The sequence below is a fragment of the Desulfuromonas svalbardensis genome (genome assembly GCF_055389415.1).
The window spans coordinates 975686-1002342 of sequence record NZ_AP042416.1 but is presented as its reverse complement, the minus strand read 5'-3'; the positions used below and the strand labels follow the sequence as shown (position 1 = coordinate 1002342).

The window sequence follows — 26657 nt, the reverse complement described above, 5'->3', positions numbered from 1 at the left end:
ATAATGGCGCAACAGAAAAGCAACAGCCCTTAACACACAGAATATTAAGGGCTGCCTTTCATAATGCGTTGACGCTAGAACTAAGGTTCATAACGCCGTGGTGACATATGATGCTGACCACGGAAGTCTTCAACAACCATATAGAGTACAGGGACCAAGATAAGGGCAATCAAGGTCGCGAACAAAATACCAAAACCGAGAGAGATTGCCATGGGAATCAAGAATCGTGCTTGGCGCGATGTTTCAAAAATCATCGGCCCTAAACCACAAAAGGTGGTGAGGGTGGTGAGCAGAATTGGCCGAAAACGTTGAATCCCTGCCGCCAAAATCGCATCGTGCGGTGTCATCCCTTCACGGCGACGGCGATTAGCAAAATCAATCATCACCAACGAGTCATTCACGACGACACCCGACAGCGCTACCACACCAAATAAACTCATGATGCTCAGGCTATAACCCATCATCACATGACCGATGATGGCACCGATCATACCAAAGGGGATACTGACCATGATGATCGTCGGCTGAATATAGCTACGAAACGGGATGGCTAACAACAGATAGATAAGCATCATCGCCAACAACAACCCCATAGCAAGACCACGCATACTTTCAGCTAAATCGGCCTGACGCCCCTCATAACTTACTGTCAAACCGTGATAACGCTCCTTGATTTGCGGCAGAACCTCCTCTTCAAGAGAGCTGATCACTTGGCCCGCCTGAGCGCGTGGGGTGACATCGGCAGAAAGAGTGACCACGCGCCGACCATTACGACGGTCGATGGAGATATAGGCGCGCCCCCGTTTAATGTTCACCGCCTCACTCAGGGGTATTTCAATCCCGCTCGGTGCGCGTAAAATCATCTGCTCTAGATCAAATTCAGAGATACGTTCTGTTTCAGGCAGACGGACAACAACCGTTACTTCGTTACGACCGCGCTGCTGGCGAAGCACATTGATGCCGTCATAGGCATAACGCACTTGCCGCGCTACATCGCGCGAGGTTAAACCAAGACTGCGCGCGCGCTCGGTGAGGGTAAAATCGAGCTGCTGTTTTCCTGGGGCAAAACCGTCATCGATATCGCTAACACGCGGATAAAAACGCAGTGCCTCAGCAAGTTCAGCACTGGCTAATTCCAACACATTCAGATCACGGTGACTCAGTTCAATAGTGAGTGCTGAGCCTGAGCCAGGGCCGCCCGAATCGGAGGCAAAACGGATAAATTCAATCCCCGTAATTTCGCCAGTTTCCTTACGCCACTCTTTGACAAATTGATCGGTAGAGATCGGTCGAATCTCTGGATCGGTGAGGTAGATGCGCAATTTCGCGATATGGCTACCTTTCTTGCCAACCTCTACAAAATCACCGATCACCAACGACTCTTCACCGTGACGACGGGCAACTTTACCAGCCGTTGCGAGTAATTGCTTACTAATTGCCTCAGTTTTTTCAACTGGCGAACCATACGGTAAAGTCAAATTCACTTCGGCAAAATCTGATTCCACTTTGGGAAACATGGTCATCCCCATGCGGCCACTTTGAACATAAGCGACAGCAATAAACAGCGTCGCCACAGCGATAGCAATGGTGATATAGCGGGTATCGAGCACCCGATTGAGAAACGGGCCATAATAATTTTCAACCAGCCGTTTAAATCCAGCACTAAAGCGTTGCTGGAAGCGATGTAAACTTGCCATCGGCCCTTTGCGCTCGCCCTTCTCTTTTAAATGAGCAAGGTGAGCAGGGAGGACAAACAATGATTCAACCAACGAGATAGTAAAAACGCTAATGACCACTACCGGGATTACCATAAAAATTTTGCCCATGGTCCCGGGGACAAAATAAAGTGGTAAAAACGCCACAATATTAGTGAGAACACTAAACGTTACAGGGACAGCGACTTCGCGCACCCCTTTCACCGCAGCCTGATGAAAATTCATCCCCTGCTGGCGAAACTTATAAATATTTTCACCGACGACAATGGCATCATCAACGACAATACCCAGCGAGATGATGAAAGCGAACATCGACACCATATTGATGCTCACCCCCGCTAACGAGATGAGGAAAAATGCGCCAAGAAAGGAGATGGGAATGCCCATGGTGACCCAAAAAGCTAACCGCGCCTCAAGAAAAATACTGAGTAGAATCAGCACCAACGCCAACCCTAAATAGGCATTTCGTAACAACAGGTCAGCACGTTGGGTATAAACAACGGAACGATCATTTAAAATAGTCAGATCAACACCCGGTGGCATTGATACCGTGCGCCACTGCTCCATCTGTTCTCTAACAGCCGCCGCTACGCCTGTTGGTGTTTGCTCACCAATACGATAAACACTTAACATCACCCCGGGCTGACCATTATACAAAGCGCGATAATCACTATCTTCAAAACCATCAATGACAGTCGCCACATCATCAATGAGAACCTGACTGCCATCATTTTTGCTAATTAACGGGATCGCCGCGAACTGTTCACCGGTATCACGCCGTTCGGTCATCCGTACTAATACTTCGCCTGATTCTGTTTTTATTCCACCACCGGGCAACTCAATCGCCGTGCTCGCCATGCGACTCGCAACCTCTTCCAAGGTCACCCCATAACGGCGTAATTGCGCTTGAGGAACTTCAACGGCAATCTCTAGATCGCGGGTTCCGGTCAGTTCAACCTGAGTAATCTCTTTATTTTGTAATAACGAATCGCGAAACTGTTCGGCTAAATTGCGTAAAACCATCTCACTTTGGTCGCCATGCAGCACCAGCGTCACCACCTCGCGCTTGCGACTGACCACGTTCACTTCAGGTTCTTCAGCATCTTCAGGGAAAGTGGTGATTCGGTCCACTTCGCTTTCGATATCACGCGCCAATTGTTGCAGATCGGCACCAAGAAGCAGCTCGACAGTTACCTGACCTACCCCCTCTTGCGAACTAGAGATCACCTCATCAACACCGTCAATCCCTTGCACGGCATCTTCAATGGATAAGATAATCCCCTGCTCCACCTCCTCAGGACTCGCCCCAGGGTAGACGACAGTCACCGTAACCAGGTCGAGATCAAACTCAGGAAAAACTTCCTGTTTCAAATTGCTGCCGACAAAAATGCCACCGACCAACAACAACAGCATCAGCAAATTTGCCGCGACAGAGTTTCCTGCCATCCATGAAATGGCCCCGCGTGAGGTTGATTCTGTTTCGTTTTTCATCACTGCGCCTCAATAGAAGAGGCAACGGGACTATCGACACGAATCTCCATCCCCTCGACCGCCGCAGAAAGATCGGAGACAATCACCTGATCTCCCGCTTGCAAGCCATCTTCACCGTCACCATCACCACCAATATAAATTTGCGTGCGGTCTTTCCATAAAATTTCAACCGTACGGATAGTTAAGGTGTTATCGGCCTGAGCCACCCACACCTGATTGCCATCATGCACCGCATTACGAGATAACACGATGACATCATTGAGATCACGGCCATCCAACACCACATCAACATAATCACCCAGCAGCAACGGCTGACGTTGTCCCAGTGGTTTATTCTTATCGAGAGGATCAATGATGGCAATAAGCAGCCGTGCCATCCGCCCGCCCTCTTCTAAATTACCTAATAGGCGAACAACGCGCCCGCTACGCGGATGACTAAGACTGGGGGTGGTCACCTGGGCTGAGGCACCAACGGAACTGTTGACACCGGGCAATTTCAACCACGACAATTGAGCGACAGGGACAGACACCTCAAGCCAAAAAGTGTCCGTTGCCACCAATGTTGCCACAGCACCTTGAGCAACCAACTGGGCACCAAGATCTACTTCTTTACTTAACACCAGAGCATCAAACGGCAGCGTGATTGCCGTACGTTGCAACGCCAACAGGGCTTGATCTAAAACAGCTTGAGCCGCAGCAACCTCAGCCTCAGCCTGACGCAAATAGGGTTCACGTAGCGCCAATGCCGCCGACAGGGAGGAGGTCTCATTATTCTGTTGGTACATCTGCCATTCGTGCCTGGCAACCCCTTGCTGACCTTGCTCTAACGCTAACGTGGCCTGAGCTTTTTTAAGCGCCGCTTGCTGGCGATTGATATCAAGCTGATAATCGCGCGGATCAATGTGTAAAACAGTCGTTGCCATCGGCAAACAAGCGCCGACATCAAATTTCGGATTGAGATCAACCACTTGCCCAGAGACTTGACTCTTGAGAACCACCGTTCGCGCCGCAATCACGGTACCATAGCTATAGACCTGTGATCGCGCATCCTCACGAACCACCTGCTGAACGTTGACCAACTGAGCTTGTCTAACGGGGGCAACTTTCTTGGCGTGGGGAGCCGTTTTTTTCAAAAACACGGCGACACCAACACCCACAGCAAGGATGATGACTATAATTAGAACCCGTAAGGGTACGTTCTTTTTAACTGGTATATTTTGCGCGCTTTGATTTTGATTCGACATACAGAATTACCCTTCTGGATTTTCTTTTAAGGTCACACTCTCTTGATGGGCAACGATCACCCGTCCACCTAAGGCTCGATGCAGTGCCGTGCGCGCCAACAACAGATCGCGTTGTTGTTGCAGCTGTTGCTGCTTGAGCAACGTCAACGCTTGTTCGACACCAAGTAGAGACAAGTAACTATCATCCCCTTGCAGATATCGTTGCCGCTGTTGTTCGCACACCACTTGCTGTTGCGCTATCTGATCGCTGATCGCAGCCAATTCATTTGAGCGTTTATCCTCTTGCATTAATGCCGTTTCAACTTCACTCATTGCTGTCAAAACTGCTTTTTTATAGCTTGCCAAGCGTTCTGCCACCACCGCGTTAGTACGCTTCACTTCGGCCGCACGACGATGTCCATCAAATATCGGTCCAGTAACGCTAGCGGCAAGGTTCGCCAACCAGTTATCGAATAGATCAGCCACATGGGCACTATCGGTATTGGCACCCGCACTCAACCGTAGCGCGGGTAAACGGTCTGCTCGAGCAGCACTCACACTCCACTCAGCAGATTGAAGCCGCAGCCCTGCAGCGCGAACATCGGGGCGTTGAGCCAAAAGATCTGCGGGAAGGCCCAGGGCTGCAAGTTCTGGCAACTGTGGCAACTGGTTTTGCACCGGTTGCCAGCGCCATGAGGGCAACTCGCCCAACAGCAGAGCCAGATCATAATTAAGTTGTTGCTCCCGCTCTTCAAGGGGTAACAGTGCAGCACGATATTCCGCCACGCGACGTTGCTGTTCAGCAACGGCAACCCCTGTCACCATCCCCTGTCGATAACGCAATTGGAGCAATTCCAACTGTTGCTGCGAGCGCTGCCAGCGCTCCTGCGCTAACGGAACAAGGTGATGCTGAGTAATAAGTTGAATCCATGTATCGGCAATTTGAGCGGCAATCGTCACCTGTGCCGTCATCCAGTCCGCTCGACTTGCTTCAGCAGTCAAACGATCAGAAGAGACCTCCGCGGCCACGCGTCCCCATAAATCCACCTCATAACTACTTGCTAACGACAGGGCAAAACTTTGTCCAGTAACAATCTGTGTATCATTACCGACCTGTTGACCGCGACGATTGTGGCTGGCATCACCGCCGTAACTTAAATCAGGATACTGACTTGCCCGACTCTTCTGCACCAGTGCTTGAGATTGTTGGAGCCGCGCCCAGGTTTCATGCAGGGTGAGATTTTGTGCTAACCCTTTTTCGACTAATTGATCAAGGTCTTGCCAGCCAAAATCGTACCACCAATTTTCACTTCCAGCCTGATGCGCACTGTAGAGGGAATAACTTTCAGGTAATGAAACAGCCTGTTCAGCACGAGGAGTTGGGGCAAAAGGGTGACAGGAGCTCAGCACCAACAGCGTTAACACCGAAAGGGCAACACCAATTTCCCTAAATTTTTGAGATATTTCCATCACCAACTGTTTTCCTTTTTAAGCGGATAAATTAAAGAGATTAACCCTCGCTAAACCGAGAATATCTTAGTTTAGCATGACCTTCGTGCCATTTTCTCTAAAGAAGTATTAAGAGCAACACGACTCTTTTACATTTCTTAACCCTATTAAAAAGGATTTCCATTACAATTACGTTAGAGACAATCGAATAATTCTTAAGCACAGGACGAGGGCAGCATGAACCATATACTCTTAATTGACGATGATACCGAGCTGTGCGATCTGCTCACCGAATATCTGCAAGGGGAAAATTTCACCCTAAGCGCGATACACGATGGCCAACAGGGTGCAGACTTAGCGATGAATGATTACGATCTTGTTATTCTAGACGTCATGTTACCCAACCTCAATGGCCTTGAAGTCCTCAAACAGATCCGCCTTAATTCGCAGATTCCTGTGTTGATGTTAACCGCACGTGGTGATGACATTGATCGAATTGTCGGCCTTGAACTCGGTGCCGATGACTACCTTGCTAAACCCTTTAATCCACGTGAACTCCTCGCTCGCATCCGTGCGATTCAGCGGCGCACCGCAACCAACACCGCAGCACCAGCAAACAACCATATTAATGTCGGCGACATCACTCTTTCCCTTGCCGCTCGGCAGTGCTACCTCAATCAAGATGCGCTCAAGCTCACCTCCGTCGAATTTTCGCTATTAGAAGCATTGCTGCTCAAAGCGGGCCAAGTGATCAACCGTGAAGATCTGGTTATCCAAGTGTTAGGCCGTGACCTATCACCCTATGATCGCAGTATTGACGTTCATATTAGCAATCTACGTAAAAAACTCGGCCACCATAGCGACAACTCTGAACGGATTAAAACCGTGCGCAGCATTGGCTACCTCTATACCGTAGCCCAAGATATAGAGGCCCACCATGCGTAGTCTGTTTGTCAGAATATTCCTCGCATTTGGTAGCATCATTCTGCTCTCTGTTGCCATTGGTGCGATCTTCACCTACTACAACAAACCTGAGGGCATACCTTACAGCCTTAAAAACTTTGCTGGCGCGGCGATTCACCAATACACAGATCAAGCAGCTCAAACGTTACGTACCGGCGGCGATGAGGCACTACAACTGTACATCGAGGACCTTCATGCCCAAAGCGGCATCCGTTTATTTCTCTTGTTTGAATCGCAACATTCAACCAACCTACCGCCACAAATTCGTAAGACCATGCGCCGCGCTATCAATCGGGGCAAACTTGTTCGTTCAAATAAAATGGATCGTCCAAACATTGCCATCCCTTTAGCGCCCTCATTTCGTCCTATTATTGCAGCTGCCGTACAGTTGCCACCATTTAATCCTGCTCATCATCCACGACCACTATTTCTTAATCCACGCTTTATGGCACCAAGGCTATTGAGCTTAATCGTTATCGCGAGCCTTATCTGCTACCTGCTTACACGCTCGCTTACTTCACCCATTCGTCAATTACGCACCGCCACCCAAAATTTTGCGTCTGGTGATTTAACTACTCGCGTCGATACCTCAACGGGTGGCAGTTCAGAGATTAATCAACTCGGCGATGATTTTAATGCGATGGCAGAGCAGATTGAAGACCTTGTTGTGTCGCAACAACGGTTACAACGCGATATTTCCCATGAGCTGCGCTCGCCTCTCGCCCGCCTCAATATTGCCCTTGAATTAGCTCGCCAGCGTGCAGGTGATAACGCAACAGCAGAGCTTAATCGCATTGAACTCGAATCAGAACGACTCAATGAGATGATCGGCCAACTGTTAAGCCTCAATCAAATTGATTCACAACCCGTTGACATAACCACCCAGGTTGATTTATCAACGCTACTGACACGATTAGCGGCCGATGCAAATTTTGAAGCACAGCAGCAGGCAAAAGTCACTCTTGAACAGCCAGCGTCATTACGGGTCAACGGTTCAGAAGAATTACTGGCTCGTGCCATTGAAAACATTATCCGTAATGCAGTTCACTACAGCCCCGAGGGGGGAACCGTAGCCGTTGAGGTCGAACCACAAAACGATGGTGGTGCGCTGATTCGTATCAGCGATGAGGGAGGTGGCGTTCCACAGCAGCAGCTCGAAAAGATTTTTGAACCGTTCTTTCGCGTGGCCGATGCACGTGATCGTCGTTCAGGAGGAACGGGAATTGGCTTAGCGATCAGTCAACGCTCGATCAAGCGGCACCATGGCACTCTAAGCGCACGTAATCGCCATGAAGGAGGTCTTGAGATCACGATCTCTTTGCCATCGCTTTAAGAAAAGCAACCATCGCAAGAAATGGGCGCTGGTTGTTATTGCAAATCAAGCAATAATACGCTATTCAGTAGCACTATGACACCTACAGAACCCACCATCATTCAGCCGGACCCAAAAGATTTTATCGACCTTTACACCACCCGTATGCCGTATGGTAAATACGAAGGCTACCGCCTTGTTGATCTACCCGAGCCTTATGTGGTGTGGCTCGCCAATCAGGGCTTTCCCCACGGCAAACTTGGAGAAATGCTGCAAAGCGTCCATGCCATTAAAGTAAACGGCCTTGAATATCTATTTGATCCACTCCGAAATAAATAGACTGTCCATCTTTAAACCAAGCAAGGTTTTCCCCTTATAAAACTCAGGGTTACCCCGATATTTTTAATTACCAACCAATGCTAAACTACACCATCGATATAAATCAAAATGATGGTGGTCACAATTACTAAAATTTTGGCCCTAATTCCAACTCAGGAAGTTACGCATGAATCTATATTCATCAGCACTCAAACTAGAGCCAGCAGTACCCGCCCCTCTCACCGTAGCAAAACAGATGACAACGCAACCACTAAAAAACGGCGCATGCCCTAACTGCGCGACTACGTCGTTTATCATCATTGCTCGAGTTGACCGATTGGGAACCTATTTAGAAAAAATAGGTGGAGCACGCGTTGCGTACTGTGAAACTTGCGAACAAAAGGTTCAGCTTGGTTGAACAAAAAAATAGCCCCCTAGTTAACAGATTAGGAGGCCATCTTACAATATTTGTCTTCGCTATGATCAGAGAGTAGTCAACCCTTCACGAATCGCATACTTAGTCAGCTCAGCGACACTATGGGTGTTCAGCTTTCTCATAATTTGTGCGCGATGCGCTTCAATGGTTTTGACACTGAGGAAAAGCTTTTCAGCAATGTCGCGAGTGGAATGACCTTCGGCAAATAATTGCAGCACTTCACGTTCTCGCGGCGTGAGGGTCATCGCTTTTGCGGCAGGATTTTTTTGTCCCTGTGCGCGATAATCATCGACAAGAATACTCGCGACTTCAGGGCTCAGGTACGTTTTCCCCTCGCACACCAAATGAATCGCCTTAACCAAGTCATCGTAAACACAGTCCTTCAGTAGATAAGCCGAGGCCCCCGCCTGTAGCATCTCGACGACAAAGCGTTGATCCGAATGCATCGACAAGGCAATAATATGTGCATCAGGGTACTTGCTCATAATTTGCCGTGTCGCGTCAATGCCATTAAGATTAGGCATAGTAATATCCATCACCAGTACATCGGGCTGCAATATCTCGTTCATCTGAATCATTTCGCGACCATCGTTAGCCTCACCCACCACATCGATATCGGGTTCACGGCTCAAGAGTGTTTGAATCCCCTCCCGAATAATACGATGATCATCTGCCAATAACACTCGAATAGCCATAACTTCTCCTTACGATTGCCCATCAAGAGGGATCTGCAATGCTACAATCGTTCCGTGATTGGGCTGCGACATAATTTTGAATTCGCCACCCAAATAGGTGATTCGTTCGTTAATACTCATAAGACCAAAACCGCTAGCTGATTTGGAAGATCGATCAACAGTCACATCAGGCATCCCGATACCATCATCGTGGATAGTGAGGTAAAGTGTCGTGTCGGTGTAATTCAAATCGATTTGGACATAACCAGCCTGTGAATGCTTAACACTGTTTACCAGTAATTCGCGCACTGTTTTAAACAGCAGAACTTTGGTGTTTTCAGGCAAGACAACACTTTTACCGCTACTGACCACCTTATGCTGAATCCCATTGACTACAAAAATACGATCGGCCAGCCACTTTATTGCAGCAACAAAACTCAAATCGTACAAAACTGGCGGACTCATCTCAGCTGTTAGCGAACGCGTTGAGTGAATGGCTTCAGTCAAAAAAACCTTAATTTCACCTAAAGCCTGCTGGCAACTTTGCCCGCCATGAGCCGCAGCCATCGAACACAAGCGTATTTTTGCCAACGCCAAGTTTTGCCCGAGATTATCATGGAGCAACTCAGACAAACGGCGGCGCTCTTTCTCTTCAGCTAGCGTTAATGCCATTGACAGTAAACGTAATTGATCATTTTTTTCTGAGATCTCGCGCGTTTTTTTTTCGACTTGATAACGAGCAAACAGCGAAAACCCGATTAAGGAGAGTACAATGGCGACCACCATCACAGCAACTTCAACTAACCAACTAGGTAACCCCGATTTCATGCTCTGACTGAACCAATGGTCCCAACTGCGATAATAGATCGAGCTGCGGTCGCCCTTCATCTCGTCAACATAGTGATCGAGTACCAGCAACAACGAAGATTCCTTACTTTTTGAACTACCAAAATAGCTGGTTATTGGATTAAGCAAGATAGGAGTTTTGACAATATCATCGCCCAACGTCGGCATATTGTTATAAAAACGACCAAGGACAATCGCATCGACCTCGCCCCGACGCAGTGCTTGCAATCCTTTCGAGGTCACATCAAAAGCAACGAAGTCAATGTTAACATTGAACCGATCAGCAAGATCTTTAATCCCACCGATGCCATCATAAAAGATGCAAGAACTCTCAACTGCCACGCGCTTACCGTCTAAATCGAGAATCGTTTGAATCTGTTCGGGGTTTAAACTATACACCTGGCCCCAATCGAGAAGAACGGGAGAACGTGATAAGGCAATACGATGATGAGCTTTTATTTCTGGATAAACGGATGGCAGCAGGTCAATATCACCATCTTGTAGCTGCGGAATCAGTTCACACCACGAACCAGAAACATATTCGAGCTGCCAGTCTTGTTGCTCGGCAACATAGGTCAGGATATCAGCAAAAAAGCCCTTCACCTCACCCTGTTCATCCATCCACAATATCGGTGGGTCTTGCGTGATCCCCACCCGCACAGCGATGGGCTTGGCCCAGCACAAAGGACTGAACAAGGTAAGCAGCAAAATGACGCTCACCGCCACAACAGCTATAACGTTTCGATCAGGAGATATCTTTATTTTAAAAATAGATCGCATCATAAAACCATTATGGCGCAACGCCCCTCATTAAGCCATAGGGGAAACCCCTATTTTTTAACCATTGAACAGCGAAGAAACAGCACCTTACGTTAAAAACCAAGGCGGTTAAGATTGGGAACCAAACGCAAATAATCGTTATAGGTCAAGTCGGTTTGCCAATGCCCTGTTGCCATTCCCAAACCAACACCACCCACATAGAGGCCAATGACTAATAAGGGAAAAACCCAACCCGGCATGGGCCGAACCCACCAAGAGAGTGTCATGTGCAACGCATCATCTCGGCACTGATCGACACAGCTCAAACAGCCCGTACATTCAGGACTGTGAATCGTCCGTTTTGTATCGACAGGCAAAGAGGATGGACAGGCTTTACGGCAGCGTTGACATTGGGTGCAAAGAGAAAGATCGCGGCGAATTTTCATCGGACTTACCATGCTCACCAACCCAAGCAGCGCACCATATGGGCACAGATAACGACACCAAAAGTTCTTAATAAACACCGATATAATCGCGATTACTGCTACAACGGCAAAGGTTTCAAACGAAATATCGGTGAAAAAGTGCAACATCTTCACATCACTCATTGCCCAATAGTCTGATTTTAAAAAGCGACCAAGAGCCTGACTCGGCATATCGAGCAATAATATTTTACAAAAAAACAGCAGCAACAGATATTTAGCGCTGCGTAGTAGCACATCAAGCCACCGCCAAATTTTGAGGTTGTTGCCCATCAACCAATGCCCCGCTTTCCACAGTAACTCGGAAACGGTGCCGACAGGACACAGCCATGAGCAAAATGATTTTTTGGCTAACATGCTCATCAGCAAAAAGGTGATCAACAACACCAAAGCCGCGGGGTGAACGACATTGAACTCACCGCTTAACACCAAATGACGCAAACTCGCCAATGCACCAATAGGTAAGAAACCTTCCACCCCAGGTGGTCGTGAATAGTATGCGCTGACACCCCCCATCTCAAAATGGTGGACAAACAAACCAAACTGAATACCAATTGCGACGATCCAGGCAAAAAAGCACCATTGCACAATCAATCGCCACACACGGGGTGTTGTTTTACTTAACGGGAACAACATTGAGCTATTTCATCCTAATTAGAGGGAGCGCTATTATCACTGACAGCATGAACTAGAGAGATTAACTGCCAGTCGGCTTGCGGTGTAAACTGCTGGTCAGGGCCAAAAACATGAAGACCCCCCTTACTGTCGATGGCAAACAATGCAACACCCTGACGCTGTTGCTGCTGTTGCTGCCACTGTTCGTAATTGAAAGAATTGCTGAGGTTTGTCGTTTTGATCTGACCACCACGATCAAGAATATCTCCTAACGCAGCGTAGGTGACATGGCCACCGAAGAGCATCTGTCCGCGATCTTTTTCAGCCACCTTCCACTTTTCGGCAATCTGATCTTCGGCGTGAATTTGCAGGGAAAACACCTTCTCTGCGCCGATATCGAGACGATAGTGAAGTACGGCATTAACATTATGCTCCTGTCGCCGCGACATGGCGAACATGTGACCGATACCGACCAGATCGAGATGGCGGTCAGCGTGGTCAGAAATGGGGTTACCAAAGTAAGTCGGCAAGCCATCCATACGTGATTTAGAGATATTCTCCCAACCGGCATCGGCGAGAAGCACACGAAAATCATGATCTTGCAACGACTTAGCAATCGCCCGCGCAACATGGTTAGCACCGACAAACAGTATCCCTCGCGGCTCAGGTTCAGCAACCCCCAACCACAGGGCAATTGGCCGTGCCGTAGCACTTTGTAGCAATACTGTGCCAATAATGATTAAAAATGTCAGCGGCACCAGTGAGCTCGCACCAGCAATCCCCGCTTGCTCCAGCTGCATGGCAAAGAGTGCGGCAACGGCTGCGGCAACAATACCACGCGGAGCAATCCACGCCAGCAGATGACGTTCCGGCCATGAGAGCGATGAACCGCGGGCTGAAATCATAATATTCAGTGGTCGCGCCAAGAACTGAATGGCTAAGAAGATCATCACCGCTGGCCAACCGAGCTGAGTAAACTCAACAAAATCAAGGCGTGAAGCAAGGATAATAAACAGCAGCGAAATCAGCAACACACTTAGGCTCTCCTTAAAATCAAGGATCTCCTCCATATCCACCCCAGGCATATTCGCCAACCACATCCCTAAGACCGTAACCGTGACCAATCCCGATTCGGCTTGCAACAAATTCGACAGGGCAAAGGTGCCAAACACCAACGCTAAGGCACTCAGGTTGTGCAAATATTCGGGAATAATATGACGCCGCAGAGCAATACCGAACAGATAACCACCTAAGGCTCCGACAACAAAACCGATCAGCACAATCAAACCAAAGGTTTGTACCGTCGAACCAATGGCACCACGACCACCGCCAGCAATAATGAACTCATAAACCAAAACTGCTAACGACGCACCGATGGGATCGATGACAATCCCCTCCCAGTGCAAAATTTTGGCAATCGAAGCTTTCGGTCTCACAGTACGTAGCATCGGCGCAATCACCGTTGGACCTGTGACCACCGAGATAGCACCAAACAGAAAGCACAGTTCCCAATCCAAGCCCAACGCCCAGCGGGTGGCAAGAGTGGTGATCGCCCATGTCACGCACAAACCAATGGTAAGCATATTACGCAGCACCGTTTGCATACCGCAAATGTCACGATATTTAAGGGTTAAACTACCCTCAAATAAGATCACCGCAACAGATAACGACACAAACGGAAACAGCAGATCACCCATAATTTCATCAGGTGAAACAAGCTGCAGCACTGGCCCAGCGACAATCCCCGTCAGCAACAAAAATATAATTGCGGGTAACTTCACCCGCCACGCAAACCATTGGCACAGGCTGCTTATCACAAAAATCGCAGCAAACAGGGCAACCGTTTGTTCAATACCGCCATGCTCCATTACGATTGGTTCCAATCTTTATAGGGATGTTCGATTAAGTTCGAATTAAAATAGCGGTGATCATGAGTTACCTCATGACCTAACCAAAGGGGACGAAAGAACTCTTCATCTTCACTCGTCAATTCCACTTCGGCAACAAGGAGCCCAGCGTTATCACCAAGAAACTCATCGATCTCCCACAAGTGCCCTTTAAATTCGATGCGATACCGCCATTTATCGATAATGGGCTGCTCACAGAGCTGATCCAACATCTGGTGCGCTTCAGCAACAGGGATCTCATATTCAAACTCGGCGCGGCTGGCACCCAAGTTCTTCCCTTTAATCGTCAACCAACCGCGTTCATCGGCCACACGTACACGGACGGTACGTTCCGGAGCGAGAGATAAATAACCTTGAGTAAATTTTGATTTAGATAGCACCTGTTCGCGCCATTGGTCATCAACTAATAAAAACTTTCGCTCTATTTCTACCGCCATATTAACCTCATTGAATATTAAATCAGACTAGCAAAATTTACACCGGCCAGCACCACACAAGCAACTATCATTCAACATCGTATCACGCCTCATTTCTTAAACAATGACCGCTTCAAATTATACCACCGCCAGCACTGAGCGACAAACAGTCTCCTAACTTTCCCTTGACAGCGCACAGCAAACTGAACGAAGGTTTAGCAGACTATTTCTCGCTACGGCCCGTCAAGTCCGACAGCCTTCTAGCAACCTTTCAACACTCCATGGACTTAATTATGCCAGTAGATAAAATCGGCAATAGCGGTGACTGTCAGTCACTCGACATTCCAATGTTTCTCGAATCCGTTGCGGCGGGATTTCCTAGCCCAGCTTCCGATTATTGCGAGCGCACTCTTGATTTAAACGAGCTATGCATCCAAAAGCCAGCGGCGACCTATTTTGTCCGCGCTCAAGGTGATTCGATGATTGATGTTGGCATCTTCCCCGGCGATGTAATTGTCGTCGACCGCTCTCTGACAGCGCGTCACGGCGATATCGTTATCGCCTCGTTTAACGGTGAACTGACGGTAAAAAAGCTCGAACTTCAGCCACAAACACGCCTCGTCGCCATGAACAGTAACTATGCCGACATTAGTATTCCCGAAGGGGCCGACCTTGAGATCTTTGGCGTCGCCACCAATGTCGTCCACTCACTGCGCAAGCCATGAAACCAATTTATGCCCTCGTCGATTGCAACAACTTCTACGCCAGTTGTGAACGACTGTTTCAGCCCCAGTTGAACCATCAACCTGTTGTCGTGCTGTCGAACAACGATGGCTGCGTTGTAGCGCGCAGCAAGGAATCAAAGGCGCTGGGTGTGCCGATGGCGGCGCCGCTATTCAAAGTACGTCCGCTACTCGAAAAACATAACGTCCACATATTTTCCTCCAACTACACCCTGTATGCCGACATCTCTTCACGGGTAATGCGCACCCTTGAAGAGCTGTGCCCTGTTGTCGAAATCTACTCTATCGACGAGGCATTTTTAAATCTTGCAGGGATGGAAGAGGGTCGCCCTTTGGCTGAAATTGGCCAAAACATGCGCAACACAGTATTTAAACATGTTGGCGTGCCGGTCTGTGTGGGGATTGCGCCGACAAAAACCCTCGCCAAACTGGCCAATCATGGTGCAAAATCTTATCCTGCCACCAACGGTGTGGTCGATCTGATGGATGAGAAAAGACAAAAGCGCTTACTGGAGATCACCGATGTCGGTGAAATTTGGGGGGTGGGAAAACGAACCGCAGAGAAGTTGCGCAATCAAGGGATAACCACCGCGTTGCAACTCTCGATGCTCGATCCACAACGGATGCAGCGGCGCTATTCAGTGCTGTTGAACCGAATCATTCGTGAATTGAACGGTGAGCCGTGCATCACCCTCGACGAAAACCCTCCGAGCCGCCAACAACTGATCTGCTCACGCTCCTTTGGCGAAAAAATCGAAGATTATGATTCTCTGCGCGAAACCGTATGTGAATTTGCCGCCCGCGCCAGTGAAAAACTACGCACCGGTCAACAGGTTGCACGCCATATTCAAGTTTTTATCCGCACCAGCCCTTTTGATCCACGAGACATCTGCTACAGCAACTCGGCCAGCGGCGTGCTGCCTATTGCCAGTCACGATACGCGCGACATTCTCCACATGGCGACAAAGTTATTTGATCAAATTTGGAAATCAGGCTACCGTTACGCCAAAGCAGGGGTGATGCTCGGCGACCTATCACCCGCCTACAACCGCCAGCCTGGCCTGTTTGATGCCGAGCACAGCTCACCGCATAGCAAAGAGCTGATGCAAGCAATGGATCAGATCAACCACAGTGGTCGCGGCCATGTATGGCTCGGCTCACAGCGTCCCGACAAAGATTGGTTTATGACCCGCAGTCATCTATCCCCCGCCTACACCACGCGCTGGGATTGTCTGCCCCTCGTAAAATAGAATAAAAGTGAGGATCCGATGAAAAAAAGCTCGTTATGGCAACTGATTCGCACCACCCCCCTCGGCGCATGGCGTAACCTGCTCACCAAATTTCGCCTCTATAAAGCACTGTTCTTTGCCGCCACCACACCACTGCACGTCAAAGGGTTGATGGTGTTTTCAGTGCTCTATTTGCTCATGCCCCTCGACTTTATCCCCGACACCATCCCCCTACTGGGCGTGATGGATGATATAGCGATCATCAGCATTGTTTTAAGCTATGCCGACCAATTTATCACCGCTGAGATTCGCCAGCAGGTTGAGTCCTCCCCCAAGTAGCAGCCATAAAAAATGGCGGCCTCAAGGGCCGCCATCATATTATTCAATCTCTTCTGTATTCTCTTCAGTGTGCTCTTTTTCTTTGTCTTGCGGCGGTATTTCAAAGCTTATTTTACCTAACTTAGCGCCACGGATCTCTCGCAACAACGTCTCCGCGGCCCGCACCATGTCCACGGTGCCACCACCGACTAGACATCCACGGCGACGACCAATCTCCTCAAGCACCACATCGGGATCATCGCTTAATTCTGTGAGCTTATAACGCTCCATCAAACGCTCACCATAATACTTCACCATAAAGTTCGTCGCGAAACGACCGATATCAACGGGATCAATGGCCTTGTAACCAATCGCACCACTGACCGATAACCGATAGGCGCTACGTTGATCTTCAATCTTGGGCCATAACAACCCCGGCGTATCAAACAAACGGATACCGTTGTGCAACTCAATCTGCTGTGCACAGGTGGTTACTGCTGGGCGATCACCCGTTTTAGCAATCTTGCGCCCGGTCATGGTATTGATCAGTGTCGATTTCCCCGCATTCGGTATTCCCACCACGAGGGCGCGAATCTCCTTACTCGGTCCACCACGCTTTGGCAACAAGTTGCGACACAACTTCAAAATTTTCTCAACATCGCGCTTATTGGTCGCCTCAATGGGTAACGCTTTCACTCCTGCAGTTTTCTGCAGATAGTTCACCCACGCCTTGGTTATCTTTGGGTCAGCCATATCGTTTTTATTCAATAATTTAATACACGGCTTCGTACCACGGATCGATTTAAACAAAGGATTCGCACTCGATTGCGGCAAACGCGCATCAAGAACTTCAATCACAATGTCAATATTTGGCATCATTTCATTCAGAAGCTTATGCGTTTTACGCATATGCCCCGGAAACCAGTTAATATTACTCATGTTGTCCCTACTCTTTTCTTGTTACTTAAATCCAAGGAGATGGTTCTTCTATTGCTGCCCACGATAAGTTTTGAGCGCAGATTTTGTCAATGTAGCGTTACCGAAGGGGATAAACAATCTTATTTTATAAATAGGACGAAAGGGAGCAAAGGGAACAATCAAAAACACTCTCAATTTGCCTCTGCATTAAAAGGACATCTTTATTAGATTTCTTAAGTAAAGTACGTTACGCTATTTCTCTAGCGGACGGCTAGAGAACCTCTCTCTCAATCACATTCACCATAAAGGTTTAACATGGAACATGAAGGATTGATTCGACTCACATGTTTTGTGACAGTCTTTGCGCTAGTGGCTTACGCTGAAACCGTTACACCACGCCGCGCTCTTTGTGTTTCAAAGGGCGAACGCTGGTTTAATAATCTGGGCATAATTGCGCTCGGCAGCATCATGATTAAGGGGATATTCCCCCTCGCGGCAACAGGCGTTGCCATGGCCGCCGAAGCAAAGGGCTGGGGCTTATTCACTCTGCTTCAATGGCCACTATGGTGCAGAGTTATTGTTGCCATCTTAATTTTAGATTTGGTGGTCTATCTACAACACTTAATGTTTCATGCTGTACCGCTACTATGGCGGCTGCACATGGTACATCATGCTGATCTCGATCTTGATGTCAGTAGCGGATTACGCTTTCATCCGCTTGAAATCGCGATTTCGATGGTGATTAAGATGACAGTGGTCGCAGCCCTCGGTGTGCCAGTTATCGCCGTGCTACTGTTCGAGATCACCCTTAACGCCACGGCGATGTTTAATCACGGCAATCTCCATCTGCCACAACGAGTGGATCGTATGTTACGCTGGATTACCGTCACCCCAGATATGCACCGCGTCCACCATTCGGTATTGATTCGTGAAACCAACAGCAACTTCGGCTTTAATTTTCCATGGTGGGATCGACTGTTTGGCACCTATCGCGCGCAACCCGCAGCAGGACACACAGGGATGAATATCGGTATCGGGCCGTTTCGCGAGCCACAACAGGTCACTTTGCCGCGCTTACTGATTCTCCCCTTTGGCAAAGACGAAGGCCGTTATTCGCTTAAATATATCGGCGCTGACCCACCCTCCGCTAGCGACAACGACTGAGTATGATATTATTTCAGGTACACGAATTCAAAGGAGGGGCGTATGAAACGTTGGGCAGTACTGACCATTGTTCTTTATGTTGTTTTACTGACGATTCTCATCGTTCCGCTATTTTTAGTTGCCGCAGATCAAGGGGAACAAGTTAATCTACTCAAAGGGTTTTATACCCTGTTTGTCCCCGTTTTCATCCTGATTCAATTCGCGCTACTGCTGTTACCGACCAATGTTGTCAGCGGTAGGCCCATCACACGGCGCAGAGTTTTATTTTCAGCGGTCATCGGCGCCATCCCCATGGCGGCACTCACCGTGGGTTTTTTCGGTTCCATTGCCCTGATGATTTGGGGTGAGAATCGGCACCACGACCAAATATACAGCTGGTCAATGATTGCGATTCCCACGATCTCTTGGTGTGTTTGGGCCCTCATCTTTCACAGAAACTATTCCGACACCAACACCAAAGCGATGATACCAACCATTACCCGCTGGTTATTGCGGGCCAGCATCCTTGAACTGATTGTTGCTATCCCCAGCCACATTATAGCTCGTCAGCGTGATGAATGCTGTGCGCCACACTTCACTCTACTTGCCATCGCCACGGGATTATCCATCGCCTTAGCCTCATTTGGGCCGGGTATATTTTTTCTGTTCATCAAAAAAGTTAAAGAAAAAAAGGCCCGCCGAATGAAGGTAGAAAAGTAACTCTACCCACTAAATCCCTTGACGATATGAAGCATTAGTGGTGTGCTTCACCACCCGCTCAAGTTCCTGTTTCACCCCACTGTCACCGGCCAATAACGTTTCAAAAAGTTCAATGAGATCCGCTTGATTCACCGACACAGTGGTTTCATTTGCAACAGGACTCAAGTCGATCAAAAATCCTGAAAAAAGTTTCGGCAGATCGCTGACAATATCGCTATTTAAGAAGTGGTGTGAATGATAGAGGCTCGGGTAATTCCCTTTGCTGTTCTGAACAACCAGGGTGTCTTGTTTCTCATTGGTGATTGTCGCCGTCCGGGTGCAGTTTTGGTGGCAATCATCATCCATCCGGTTTTTTTCGCAACCATCAACCTGGTGCAGCAAACATTGACGACTGGTGAGTAACATCAACGGGTGATACAGGCTGTAGTGGAGATCAAAATTGTCGGGTTTGGCGATCATGGCGATTTGCTCACGACTCAATTCACTGGAGATAAACGCTCCAGCGCAATTAAAGCGCTCTTTCAAACAGTACAGAGTGTAAGAGTTGATGCTGTTCAGATACGGCCCAGCTAACCAAGAAATACCTCGTTTATACGCCTCATAGGCGATGCCACTATTGTTGGTAACAATCTGCTCAGGGTGCAACTGTACCAACAAATCAACTGCGGCAGAATAATGTTCACCGATCAACAGGGATGGAAACCATGGGACAAGTCGATTATTTTGACGAAAAATATCGACAAAATGGGCTAAATCATGCTGAAAACAGCTCGGCAATTGAAAATAGAGCGTTGCCGTCGAATCACCACAGGCGGCAAGTTGTTCAACGGAAGAGATCATCACGGCCAACTTTGGCTGGGTCGCGACCTCCCGCTTTGCAGTCAAACGAGGCAACTCAACGGGAGCGATATTTTTTTGTTCGCCAACTAAGCGCGACAGAATCTTTTTAGTGATCACCGTCATCTCTTTAAACGGCAGAAACAACTGCGGCTCTAGCTCGGTTAAATCGAGTTTTTGCAGCTGAAAACGGATCTCGTCGAGAGTTTCAAAGCGTTGACGTAAACTCGCGTGATCAAGACCGTTTGGCCGAGGTTTGTGCTGTGGCGGCTCGGTAGAAACTTTGTCCACAAGGCAAAGACGACCCTTTGACCACAGACGGAAGGCCTTATCACCAGCGACCACTGCAACCTGTAATAGCTCACCATTACGCCCTGCCAGCTTAATACTCAGCGGAACCCTTTCAAAGGTGAGTGTTTCAATCTGCGCTCGCACATCCTCCATGATGACGGTTCTGGCATCGTAAAGATCGCGCTTCGCCCCCTTAAGACCATCATCTGCATTGCCAGTACTATTTTTCTCCGAAAAATGGAGTGCCGAGCTATCGCGTGGATTATCAATAAACATGTTTTTATTGATATCACCAGTCAGAAAGCCGTTGGTAAAGGTGCGATTAAACACCCGATAGAGAGCGGTATCATCACTGCGCGCATTCCCCGTTGCATAAAATTGATTGAGCAACTTTCGCCACGAATCCACTACGGTGTAGACGTAATGAAACTTCTTCATCCGCCCCTCTATTTTCAGCGAATCCACCCCCGCTTGCGCCAATTGGTGCAAATCGTTAAATGCCGAATTATCTCTGAGGTTAAGCGGATAGCTCATCCCCTGAGCTGTTGGCTGGTAGGCATCGCGGCAATGTTGACTACACCGACCACGATTACCTGATTTCCCTTCGAGGGCAGAACTAAGGTAACAAATCCCAGAAAAGCCGATGCAATAGGAGCCATGAACGAAAACCTCAGTGGAAATCCCCCGCTGATGACCAATGTCGACCAGTTCTTTGATCTCAACAATATTCAGTTCACGGCACAGGTTGACCCGCTCTACATCCAACTGATCTAAGAATTTAATTTGTCCGGCATTGTGGGTGGTGAGTTGGGTTGAGGCGTGAACCTCAAGGGTTGTAAAATGGGTCGCAAGAAGATGAAACAAGCCTAAATCCTGAACAATAACACCATCGAGAGTGGTATTAACCAGCTTGTTGAGTAAGTTGATGAGAGATTTGAACTCATTTTCGATGATGAGAATATTGATGGTTAAAAACACCTTGGACTGGTTTGCATGTGCAAGGTGTAACACCTGATTCAGGTCGCCAATTTCAATATTGGTGGCACGATTACGGGCGTTAAAATGATTCAGACCACAATAAACAGCATCGGCACCCGCTACAATAGCGGCCCTTATTGATTCAATGTCGCCACCTGGGGCGAGTAGTTCAAACGTGTGTATTTTAGCCATCTAATCCGTAACTCTCGACTGCTTTACCGTCATTTCATCAATATCTAGACGAAAAACAGCTGTCTTTTCGATCATATGATCGGGGAAGGAAAAAACTTCATCGCTGTAATGGGTCATAAAAATTTCCAGACCACGCCGTTTATCGTCCAAATTATCAAACAAGGTCAACGCCCCAGAGCCAACGACAGACTGAAAACGGGTAGTCCACGTGCAGCCACTCTGGCCTTTGATTAAACCCAAATTACGCACCACGGTAAAAGCAACGGTTTGAGTCGATTGCATCAGCTCAATTTTCCGCCCCTCATTCGCTGAATGGAAATAAAGCGCCCCTTGGTGGTACGCATAGTTAAGTGACACCAAGTAAGGGACGGGTTGATCAGAAAAGGCCAGCTGGCAAACGGTTCCTGCCGCAAAAATCGCCGCTATCACTTCGACTTGCGTTACCGCTTTATCACTGCGTCGCATAGTATGCTCCAAATTTGCTAATGATTTATCCCCATGTCCATGTTAAGAACAACAGATCTTAAACGCAATCTACACCAAAAGGAGAATTTATGTTTATCGTTTCTCTCAACTATATCCAACCAATTGAAGAGGTCGAACGACACCTCGAAGCGCATGTTGACTACTTGAAGCAACACTATGAAAAAAAAAGCTTTATTGCCTCGGGGCGTAAAGTTCCCAGAACGGGTGGGGTAATTTTATCAAACCTAGAATCTAAAACTGAATTAGAGCAGATATTAGCGCAAGATCCATTCAGTTTAAACAAAGTGGCTGAATTTGAGATTATCGAATTTGTCCCCAGCATGACTCTGCCACAGTTTTCAAACCTGTTACCTGAATAAAGACCTTACAGGTTCATTCCTTCAAACAAAAAAACGGCGACCTAAATAGGTCGCCGTTGGCATTTCATCACATAAAATTAAATCAATATCAAACAGTTAACTCGCGCCAAATATCGGCGCAATGCGCGACCATACTGGTGTTTTCTGTTTTTCGCTGGCTTCACGCGCGCACTCTAAAACCAACTTCAATTCGTGACTATCCTCTTCACCTTCAGGGGGCAGCGCATGATAAAAGATGCCTGCGGCTCGTGCCTGACGTAAGAAACCGACGGAGGTGGTGTCAGCGAGAAGGATAATTTTTAACCCTTTACGCAGATGCTTAAATACTGGGATCAGATCCAACACTTGGCCGCGATCAAAATCTTCACTTAATAATAGAATTGGTGCTTGTTCCTCACGCAGGATATCGATGGCATCTGAAAAAGTCTGAACCTGCTTGGGATCACAGCCAGCATTATCCACAATCGTCTGTAGCAAAGTATTCCCTGCTCCGGTTGGATGTGCGATAAGTACTTGCATGATGTCCTCCAAAATTGAAATACTGACCTGAAACCAGTTAGTTTCAGGTCAGCGTTATGTGTTATTAGTGTTTTTTTTGTTGAGCGAGCTCTTTAGGACTGGCAACCGCTTTCACAATGCCAAGCATTACCATTAGTGCAGGAACCAGTTGAGCGACAACAATTAATGCACAAAAGCCAAGGAAGGCCCAAACGATGAAGCCACTGTTATCGACCCGACCTGCAGTTGATGCTAAAGCAGGTGAAGAAGCCATAAGGGTAAACAGTGCAGTGAGGACGATGTTTTTAAGTGCTTTCATGGTGTGTTCCTTCCAAGTGTTTTAAGTAATATATGCGATTAGTACCGATTTTAATAATTAGGCGTGTTGATTTGCATCAGCAGGGCTGAATACCCCTTTTGCAATTCCGATTGCCATAACACACGCTGGAATCAGTTGACCGACAACAACCAAACCACAGAAACCAAGAAACAACCAAGAGAGTAGACCACTGTTACCAGCTTGTTCTGCTGCGAATGCTGGAGATACCGCTAATAGTGTAACCAGTGTGCTCAAGGCGATGTTTTTAATAAGTGCTTTCATGATTTCCTCCTGTTTTATAATTATTTGTTGCGTTCAATTCGTTGTCGTTTTGTTTGTCTCTTGCCTTAGCTATATAGCGAGAGGCGTGCCAGTTTAAGAAAAATAATTTCATTTCTAGCTAACCATCTGTTTTATAACGTTTTTATTTATAAACCCTACCTTGATGAATCAATGACTCGCGTACCCAGGTGTATAAATCAGCTATGCACTTCCCTACCGAACTCCCATTAAATAAAGCCATACTAGCAACAGTTAACCTACCGATTTTACGACAGAAAATAGGCTGTATTTAAAAGTGATACGTTCAACAATATTTTTAAAGGTCATTGTATAAAGCAACTATTCACACAAACATGTTGCATATCTCACGGGTTTTCCCTATATTGATAATCACTTTCATTATCACAAAGGCACAACAACAGAGTCTGAAACAAATATCGACATTGGTTCAGCGGTTCTTTACTGCCAGTGCCATGTATTGCTTATGTCTCAGCACATCAACCAATTGATAATAAAAATCAAATTCACCGAATAGGTTTAACTGGAGGATCCATGCCAACACCATTACCGCTACTCTGCCCATGCGCAGAATCGCCACACAGCAAAAATGCACACCAACTGTGCCAGCGAACATCATGGAGAGAGGTTGCAGGTCAGTACCCTGAACCGCGACACTGCTTAGCGGCCTTTTTAACCCTCGGTACAGCGGAAGTTCTCGCCGGTGTGAAACCAGCGAACTTACTGCGAATCAGTAATCGCCGTTATCCCTGTGGGCGGAATATGTATCACCTATGGCAACGCTACGGGAAACAACTGTTAGAAACGTCATCAATCGTTGCCGCCACCATGCGCAGCGATGAGAGCGGTGTTTTACTCCTTATCTACTCGCCTACACTCTTACAGCGCCGACTTAATAGTCGTAGTGCTCGCACGTTCTTACGGTCATTGCACTACCGCAAACCACTCCATATTGCGACAACTCTCGAAGACCTGACCAGCCACTTTATTGATGAAGAATTCCCACATGAGATCGGCCTGTTCCTCGGCTATCCCTTAAAGGATGTCAACGCTTTCATGGGCCGGACTCAGCTCAAAGCCACAGCGCAACGGTTATGGAAAATATATGGTCATGGACGGCGCAGCCATGCCCTTGCCGACCTCTATCAACACCAGCATCAACGTGTTGCCACTCTTTTGCGTAGTAATCGCAACAGTACATTTCAACTATTAAAAGGTGGCGCACTGCAACATGGCTAACGAACCAAGAAAAACCCATTTAACACGATGATTAATTAAGGAGGCACAGTGACCACCGCTATCGCACCTATTTTTTTAGATTTAGCTGCTCGGGAATTAACGATTATTGATGCGAAAACAGAAGAAGGGCATCACAACAAAGCCTGTAAATGCGCTGGGAAGTGCCGCGTTTGCCGCTGCCAAGAGAAGAAAAGTATTGTGGTGGGATAGTCATGAAGAATCGCTCCTACAGACCACAGGGGAACCGTAGGAGCGCTGTTCGTAAAGAGAGGTTATAAATGCTTACCCTTGACATTGACCGTCTGCGTTGTTTTCCCCTCAGCGGGGCCATGAGAATAGCCAATCACATCAAAATCTTTACCGATCTTGTTGACCAACTCAGCGTAACCAGGATACTTGCCGCGCATACAGGTTGAAACATGGATCACCTGAACGCCAGCTTCCTTCATTTTAGCTAATTTAGAATCCAGTTCACCGCCACTGTGGAAAAAACCACACAGTTCAACGTCTCTATCTTGGTAAATCTCAAAGCCCTCTTTTTTAGCAAAAAAGGCATTTAAACACCCCTTGCCAGTACAGCGCAATGCGGTCTCTTCACGCATCAGTATTGCAATCTTAATGGCAGATTTATTGGCATCCATTTTGAACTCCTTCATATCTCTAGTTACTATATCAATTCTAATATGACTACGTTAAACAACAATACAGACTCTGTCGATCTGAGTTTTCAATTTTTTTGATGCCAATCAAGTTTTAGCTATTTATCCCTTCTGTTCACCTCAATCTGGGGGAAATACTCAAACTATTTGCGACTGCGCTCCTGCGACGGGAGCGATGTGCGGCTTCGTGATGATATTGCCCGACAGCGCTGTTTCAATCCACGCTCCCGCGAAGGGAGCGACGCGTATAGCTGCGTCATCACCACTCCCCATTATCGTTTCAATCCACGCTCCCGTGAAGGGAGCGACCTCAACGTGGCTATCAGACATTGTCCAAGGTACTGTTTCAATCCACGCTCCCGTGAAGGGAGCGACCCCCGTAAGCGGGCGGCTCAAACTCTTTGGTGGTGTTTCAATCCACGCTCCCGTGAAGGGAGCGACCGAGTTCTTTGCCGGTGCGGAGTGCGGCTTCTTTGTTTCAATCCACGCTCCCGTGAAGGGAGCGACTCATTGCCATCACGATCTTGCCGCTTTCTTGTTTGTTTCAATCCACGCTCCCGTGAAGGGAGCGACTGGTTATGGTAGTCAACTATCATTGCAAGCGTAGTGTTTCAATCCACGCTCCCGTGAAGGGAGCGACCGATGGTTATGGTAGTCAGCTAGCAGCTGGTTGGGTTTCAATCCACGCTCCCGTGAAGGGAGCGACTACTGAAGGGCGCTAGATATGACACGCGAACAAGTGTTTCAATCCACGCTCCCGTGAAGGGAGCGACCGCCACCGGTGAGCCATTTGACGCGGGAGCTTGAGTTTCAATCCACGCT

The 26657-nt window shown here is 47.8% G+C and carries 27 protein-coding genes and 1 CRISPR repeat array (1 of these 28 cut by a window edge); of the genes, 12 read left to right on the top strand and 15 right to left on the bottom strand.

Annotated elements, in window-relative coordinates; translation table 11 throughout:
• Positions 1-80: 80 nt before the first annotated feature.
• From ACZ5KY_RS04450 to ACZ5KY_RS04440, 3 genes are read right to left on the bottom strand one after another with little or no spacing between them, the layout of a single operon-like run.
• Positions 81-3206, bottom strand: coding sequence for an efflux RND transporter permease subunit (locus ACZ5KY_RS04450; protein ID WP_464242697.1), 3126 nt, complete (start codon positions 3204-3206; stop codon positions 81-83).
• On the bottom strand, positions 3206-4450 hold the full coding sequence (locus ACZ5KY_RS04445) for an efflux RND transporter periplasmic adaptor subunit (protein WP_464242696.1): 1245 nt from the start codon (positions 4448-4450) through the stop codon (positions 3206-3208). Before ACZ5KY_RS04445 ends, ACZ5KY_RS04450 begins: the two co-directional genes overlap by 1 nt.
• A 6-nt stretch (positions 4451-4456) precedes the next feature.
• On the bottom strand, positions 4457-5899 hold the full coding sequence (locus ACZ5KY_RS04440; protein ID WP_464244630.1) for an efflux transporter outer membrane subunit: 1443 nt from the start codon (positions 5897-5899) through the stop codon (positions 4457-4459).
• Positions 5900-6115: 216 nt separating this feature from the next.
• Between ACZ5KY_RS04440 and ACZ5KY_RS04435 the strand changes: the two genes are divergently transcribed.
• From ACZ5KY_RS04435 to ACZ5KY_RS04420, 4 genes are all read left to right on the top strand, one after another.
• Positions 6116-6823, top strand: a complete 708-nt coding sequence (locus ACZ5KY_RS04435) for a response regulator (RefSeq protein WP_464242695.1) — start codon at positions 6116-6118, stop codon at positions 6821-6823.
• Positions 6816-8174: an ATP-binding protein gene (locus ACZ5KY_RS04430; protein ID WP_464242694.1), complete on the top strand. Its 1359-nt coding sequence runs from the start codon at positions 6816-6818 to the stop codon at positions 8172-8174. Before ACZ5KY_RS04435 ends, ACZ5KY_RS04430 begins: the two co-directional genes overlap by 8 nt.
• A gap of 75 nt (positions 8175-8249) precedes the next feature.
• Positions 8250-8492, top strand: a complete 243-nt coding sequence (locus tag ACZ5KY_RS04425; RefSeq protein ID WP_464242693.1) for a DUF3820 family protein — start codon at positions 8250-8252, stop codon at positions 8490-8492.
• A gap of 166 nt (positions 8493-8658) precedes the next feature.
• Positions 8659-8889, top strand: a complete 231-nt coding sequence (locus ACZ5KY_RS04420; protein ID WP_464242692.1) for a hypothetical protein — start codon at positions 8659-8661, stop codon at positions 8887-8889.
• Positions 8890-8954: 65 nt separating this feature from the next.
• On the opposite strand, the gene ACZ5KY_RS04415 is transcribed toward ACZ5KY_RS04420, so the two are convergent.
• The 5 genes from ACZ5KY_RS04415 to ACZ5KY_RS04395 form a co-directional block, all read right to left on the bottom strand.
• Complete coding sequence (locus ACZ5KY_RS04415) at positions 8955-9602, bottom strand: response regulator (protein WP_464242691.1); 648 nt, start codon at positions 9600-9602, stop codon at positions 8955-8957.
• 9 nt (positions 9603-9611) lie between these two features.
• A complete protein-coding gene (locus ACZ5KY_RS04410) occupies positions 9612-11210 on the bottom strand; it encodes an ATP-binding protein (RefSeq protein WP_464242690.1) in 1599 nt (532 codons plus the stop codon).
• An 89-nt stretch (positions 11211-11299) separates the two neighbouring features.
• Entirely contained in the window at positions 11300-12304 is a 1005-nt protein-coding gene (locus ACZ5KY_RS04405) for a 4Fe-4S binding protein (RefSeq protein WP_464242689.1), read from the bottom strand.
• A gap of 14 nt (positions 12305-12318) precedes the next feature.
• On the bottom strand, positions 12319-14151 hold the full coding sequence (locus ACZ5KY_RS04400) for a cation:proton antiporter (RefSeq protein WP_464242688.1): 1833 nt from the start codon (positions 14149-14151) through the stop codon (positions 12319-12321).
• Entirely contained in the window at positions 14151-14627 is a 477-nt protein-coding gene (locus ACZ5KY_RS04395) for a CYTH domain-containing protein (protein ID WP_464242687.1), read from the bottom strand. The genes ACZ5KY_RS04400 and ACZ5KY_RS04395 overlap by 1 nt, the downstream gene beginning before the upstream one ends.
• A gap of 272 nt (positions 14628-14899) precedes the next feature.
• Between ACZ5KY_RS04395 and umuD the strand changes: the two genes are divergently transcribed.
• Genes umuD through ACZ5KY_RS04380 form a run of 3 tightly spaced genes read left to right on the top strand, consistent with a single transcriptional unit; the run spans position 14900 to position 16917 of the window.
• Entirely contained in the window at positions 14900-15331 is a 432-nt protein-coding gene (gene umuD / locus ACZ5KY_RS04390; protein ID WP_464242686.1) for a translesion error-prone DNA polymerase V autoproteolytic subunit, read from the top strand.
• Positions 15328-16599, top strand: a complete 1272-nt coding sequence (gene umuC, locus ACZ5KY_RS04385; RefSeq protein WP_464242685.1) for a translesion error-prone DNA polymerase V subunit UmuC — start codon at positions 15328-15330, stop codon at positions 16597-16599. Before umuD ends, umuC begins: the two co-directional genes overlap by 4 nt.
• An 18-nt stretch (positions 16600-16617) precedes the next feature.
• Positions 16618-16917: a YkvA family protein gene (locus ACZ5KY_RS04380; RefSeq protein WP_464242684.1), complete on the top strand. Its 300-nt coding sequence runs from the start codon at positions 16618-16620 to the stop codon at positions 16915-16917.
• Positions 16918-16956: 39 nt separating this feature from the next.
• On the opposite strand, the gene ylqF is transcribed toward ACZ5KY_RS04380, so the two are convergent.
• On the bottom strand, positions 16957-17835 hold the full coding sequence (ylqF, locus tag ACZ5KY_RS04375; RefSeq protein ID WP_464242683.1) for a ribosome biogenesis GTPase YlqF: 879 nt from the start codon (positions 17833-17835) through the stop codon (positions 16957-16959).
• Between the two features lie 294 nt (positions 17836-18129).
• Here ylqF and ACZ5KY_RS04370 point away from each other — a divergent pair, with 294 nt between their 5' ends.
• Positions 18130-18978, top strand: coding sequence for a sterol desaturase family protein (locus ACZ5KY_RS04370; RefSeq protein ID WP_464242682.1), 849 nt, complete (start codon positions 18130-18132; stop codon positions 18976-18978).
• Positions 18979-19020: 42 nt separating this feature from the next.
• Positions 19021-19677 (top strand): hypothetical protein, encoded by a 657-nt coding sequence (locus ACZ5KY_RS04365; RefSeq protein ID WP_464242681.1) that lies wholly within the window; start codon positions 19021-19023, stop codon positions 19675-19677.
• Between the two features lie 9 nt (positions 19678-19686).
• On the opposite strand, the gene ACZ5KY_RS04360 is transcribed toward ACZ5KY_RS04365, so the two are convergent.
• Together ACZ5KY_RS04360 and ACZ5KY_RS04355 are read right to left on the bottom strand one after the other, a co-directional pair.
• The gene (locus ACZ5KY_RS04360) at positions 19687-21975 is read right to left on the bottom strand and encodes a peptidase U32 family protein (protein WP_464242680.1); all 2289 of its coding nucleotides are present in this window, start codon (positions 21973-21975) and stop codon (positions 19687-19689) included.
• Complete coding sequence (locus ACZ5KY_RS04355) at positions 21976-22440, bottom strand: pyridoxamine 5'-phosphate oxidase family protein (protein ID WP_464242679.1); 465 nt, start codon at positions 22438-22440, stop codon at positions 21976-21978. It abuts the gene before it with no gap.
• 89 nt (positions 22441-22529) lie between these two features.
• Between ACZ5KY_RS04355 and ACZ5KY_RS04350 the strand changes: the two genes are divergently transcribed.
• A complete protein-coding gene (locus ACZ5KY_RS04350; protein ID WP_464242678.1) occupies positions 22530-22820 on the top strand; it encodes a YciI family protein in 291 nt (96 codons plus the stop codon).
• A gap of 96 nt (positions 22821-22916) precedes the next feature.
• Here the strand turns inward: ACZ5KY_RS04350 and ACZ5KY_RS04345 are convergent, their stop codons facing one another.
• The 3 genes from ACZ5KY_RS04345 to ACZ5KY_RS04335 all read right to left on the bottom strand — a co-directional run bounded on the left by ACZ5KY_RS04345 (position 22917) and on the right by ACZ5KY_RS04335 (position 23919).
• Positions 22917-23339 carry a response regulator receiver protein gene (locus tag ACZ5KY_RS04345; protein WP_464242677.1) on the bottom strand — a complete coding sequence of 141 codons (423 nt, stop codon included), beginning with the start codon at positions 23337-23339 and terminating at the stop codon, positions 22917-22919.
• Between the two features lie 64 nt (positions 23340-23403).
• Complete coding sequence (locus ACZ5KY_RS04340; RefSeq protein ID WP_464242676.1) at positions 23404-23637, bottom strand: hypothetical protein; 234 nt, start codon at positions 23635-23637, stop codon at positions 23404-23406.
• Positions 23638-23694: 57 nt separating this feature from the next.
• Complete coding sequence (locus ACZ5KY_RS04335) at positions 23695-23919, bottom strand: hypothetical protein (RefSeq protein WP_464242675.1); 225 nt, start codon at positions 23917-23919, stop codon at positions 23695-23697.
• A 552-nt stretch (positions 23920-24471) separates the two neighbouring features.
• On the opposite strand from ACZ5KY_RS04335, the gene ACZ5KY_RS04330 reads away from it, so the two are divergent.
• Positions 24472-25176: a DUF3793 family protein gene (locus ACZ5KY_RS04330; RefSeq protein ID WP_464242674.1), complete on the top strand. Its 705-nt coding sequence runs from the start codon at positions 24472-24474 to the stop codon at positions 25174-25176.
• A gap of 48 nt (positions 25177-25224) precedes the next feature.
• Complete coding sequence (locus tag ACZ5KY_RS04325; protein WP_464242673.1) at positions 25225-25386, top strand: hypothetical protein; 162 nt, start codon at positions 25225-25227, stop codon at positions 25384-25386.
• Between the two features lie 62 nt (positions 25387-25448).
• Here the strand turns inward: ACZ5KY_RS04325 and ACZ5KY_RS04320 are convergent, their stop codons facing one another.
• Positions 25449-25817 carry a CGGC domain-containing protein gene (locus ACZ5KY_RS04320; protein WP_464242672.1) on the bottom strand — a complete coding sequence of 123 codons (369 nt, stop codon included), beginning with the start codon at positions 25815-25817 and terminating at the stop codon, positions 25449-25451.
• Positions 25818-26046: 229 nt separating this feature from the next.
• Positions 26047-26657: direct repeats of the CRISPR family, unit length 32 nt; unit sequence GTTTCAATCCACGCTCCCGTGAAGGGAGCGAC; it runs 552 nt beyond the window's last position.

Excerpts from the sequence above, each read along its gene's own strand:
- ACZ5KY_RS04450 (WP_464242697.1), bottom strand. The coding sequence starts at position 3,206 with ATGAAAAACGAAACAGAATCAACCTCACGCGGGGCCATTTCATGGATG.
- ACZ5KY_RS04445 (WP_464242696.1), bottom strand. The coding sequence starts at position 4,450 with ATGTCGAATCAAAATCAAAGCGCGCAAAATATACCAGTTAAAAAGAAC.
- ACZ5KY_RS04440 (WP_464244630.1), bottom strand. The coding sequence starts at position 5,899 with ATGGAAATATCTCAAAAATTTAGGGAAATTGGTGTTGCCCTTTCGGTG.
- ACZ5KY_RS04435 (WP_464242695.1), top strand. The coding sequence starts at position 6,116 with ATGAACCATATACTCTTAATTGACGATGATACCGAGCTGTGCGATCTG.
- ACZ5KY_RS04430 (WP_464242694.1), top strand. The coding sequence starts at position 6,816 with ATGCGTAGTCTGTTTGTCAGAATATTCCTCGCATTTGGTAGCATCATT.
- ACZ5KY_RS04425 (WP_464242693.1), top strand. The coding sequence starts at position 8,250 with ATGACACCTACAGAACCCACCATCATTCAGCCGGACCCAAAAGATTTT.
- ACZ5KY_RS04420 (WP_464242692.1), top strand. The coding sequence starts at position 8,659 with ATGAATCTATATTCATCAGCACTCAAACTAGAGCCAGCAGTACCCGCC.
- ACZ5KY_RS04415 (WP_464242691.1), bottom strand. The coding sequence starts at position 9,602 with ATGGCTATTCGAGTGTTATTGGCAGATGATCATCGTATTATTCGGGAG.
- ACZ5KY_RS04410 (WP_464242690.1), bottom strand. The coding sequence starts at position 11,210 with ATGATGCGATCTATTTTTAAAATAAAGATATCTCCTGATCGAAACGTT.
- ACZ5KY_RS04405 (WP_464242689.1), bottom strand. The coding sequence starts at position 12,304 with ATGTTGTTCCCGTTAAGTAAAACAACACCCCGTGTGTGGCGATTGATT.
- ACZ5KY_RS04400 (WP_464242688.1), bottom strand. The coding sequence starts at position 14,151 with ATGGAGCATGGCGGTATTGAACAAACGGTTGCCCTGTTTGCTGCGATT.
- ACZ5KY_RS04395 (WP_464242687.1), bottom strand. The coding sequence starts at position 14,627 with ATGGCGGTAGAAATAGAGCGAAAGTTTTTATTAGTTGATGACCAATGG.
- umuD (WP_464242686.1), top strand. The coding sequence starts at position 14,900 with ATGCCAGTAGATAAAATCGGCAATAGCGGTGACTGTCAGTCACTCGAC.
- umuC (WP_464242685.1), top strand. The coding sequence starts at position 15,328 with ATGAAACCAATTTATGCCCTCGTCGATTGCAACAACTTCTACGCCAGT.
- ACZ5KY_RS04380 (WP_464242684.1), top strand. The coding sequence starts at position 16,618 with ATGAAAAAAAGCTCGTTATGGCAACTGATTCGCACCACCCCCCTCGGC.
- ylqF (WP_464242683.1), bottom strand. The coding sequence starts at position 17,835 with ATGAGTAATATTAACTGGTTTCCGGGGCATATGCGTAAAACGCATAAG.
- ACZ5KY_RS04370 (WP_464242682.1), top strand. The coding sequence starts at position 18,130 with ATGGAACATGAAGGATTGATTCGACTCACATGTTTTGTGACAGTCTTT.
- ACZ5KY_RS04365 (WP_464242681.1), top strand. The coding sequence starts at position 19,021 with ATGAAACGTTGGGCAGTACTGACCATTGTTCTTTATGTTGTTTTACTG.
- ACZ5KY_RS04360 (WP_464242680.1), bottom strand. The coding sequence starts at position 21,975 with ATGGCTAAAATACACACGTTTGAACTACTCGCCCCAGGTGGCGACATT.
- ACZ5KY_RS04355 (WP_464242679.1), bottom strand. The coding sequence starts at position 22,440 with ATGCGACGCAGTGATAAAGCGGTAACGCAAGTCGAAGTGATAGCGGCG.
- ACZ5KY_RS04350 (WP_464242678.1), top strand. The coding sequence starts at position 22,530 with ATGTTTATCGTTTCTCTCAACTATATCCAACCAATTGAAGAGGTCGAA.
- ACZ5KY_RS04345 (WP_464242677.1), bottom strand. The coding sequence starts at position 23,339 with ATGCAAGTACTTATCGCACATCCAACCGGAGCAGGGAATACTTTGCTA.
- ACZ5KY_RS04340 (WP_464242676.1), bottom strand. The coding sequence starts at position 23,637 with ATGAAAGCACTTAAAAACATCGTCCTCACTGCACTGTTTACCCTTATG.
- ACZ5KY_RS04335 (WP_464242675.1), bottom strand. The coding sequence starts at position 23,919 with ATGAAAGCACTTATTAAAAACATCGCCTTGAGCACACTGGTTACACTA.
- ACZ5KY_RS04330 (WP_464242674.1), top strand. The coding sequence starts at position 24,472 with ATGCCAACACCATTACCGCTACTCTGCCCATGCGCAGAATCGCCACAC.
- ACZ5KY_RS04320 (WP_464242672.1), bottom strand. The coding sequence starts at position 25,817 with ATGGATGCCAATAAATCTGCCATTAAGATTGCAATACTGATGCGTGAA.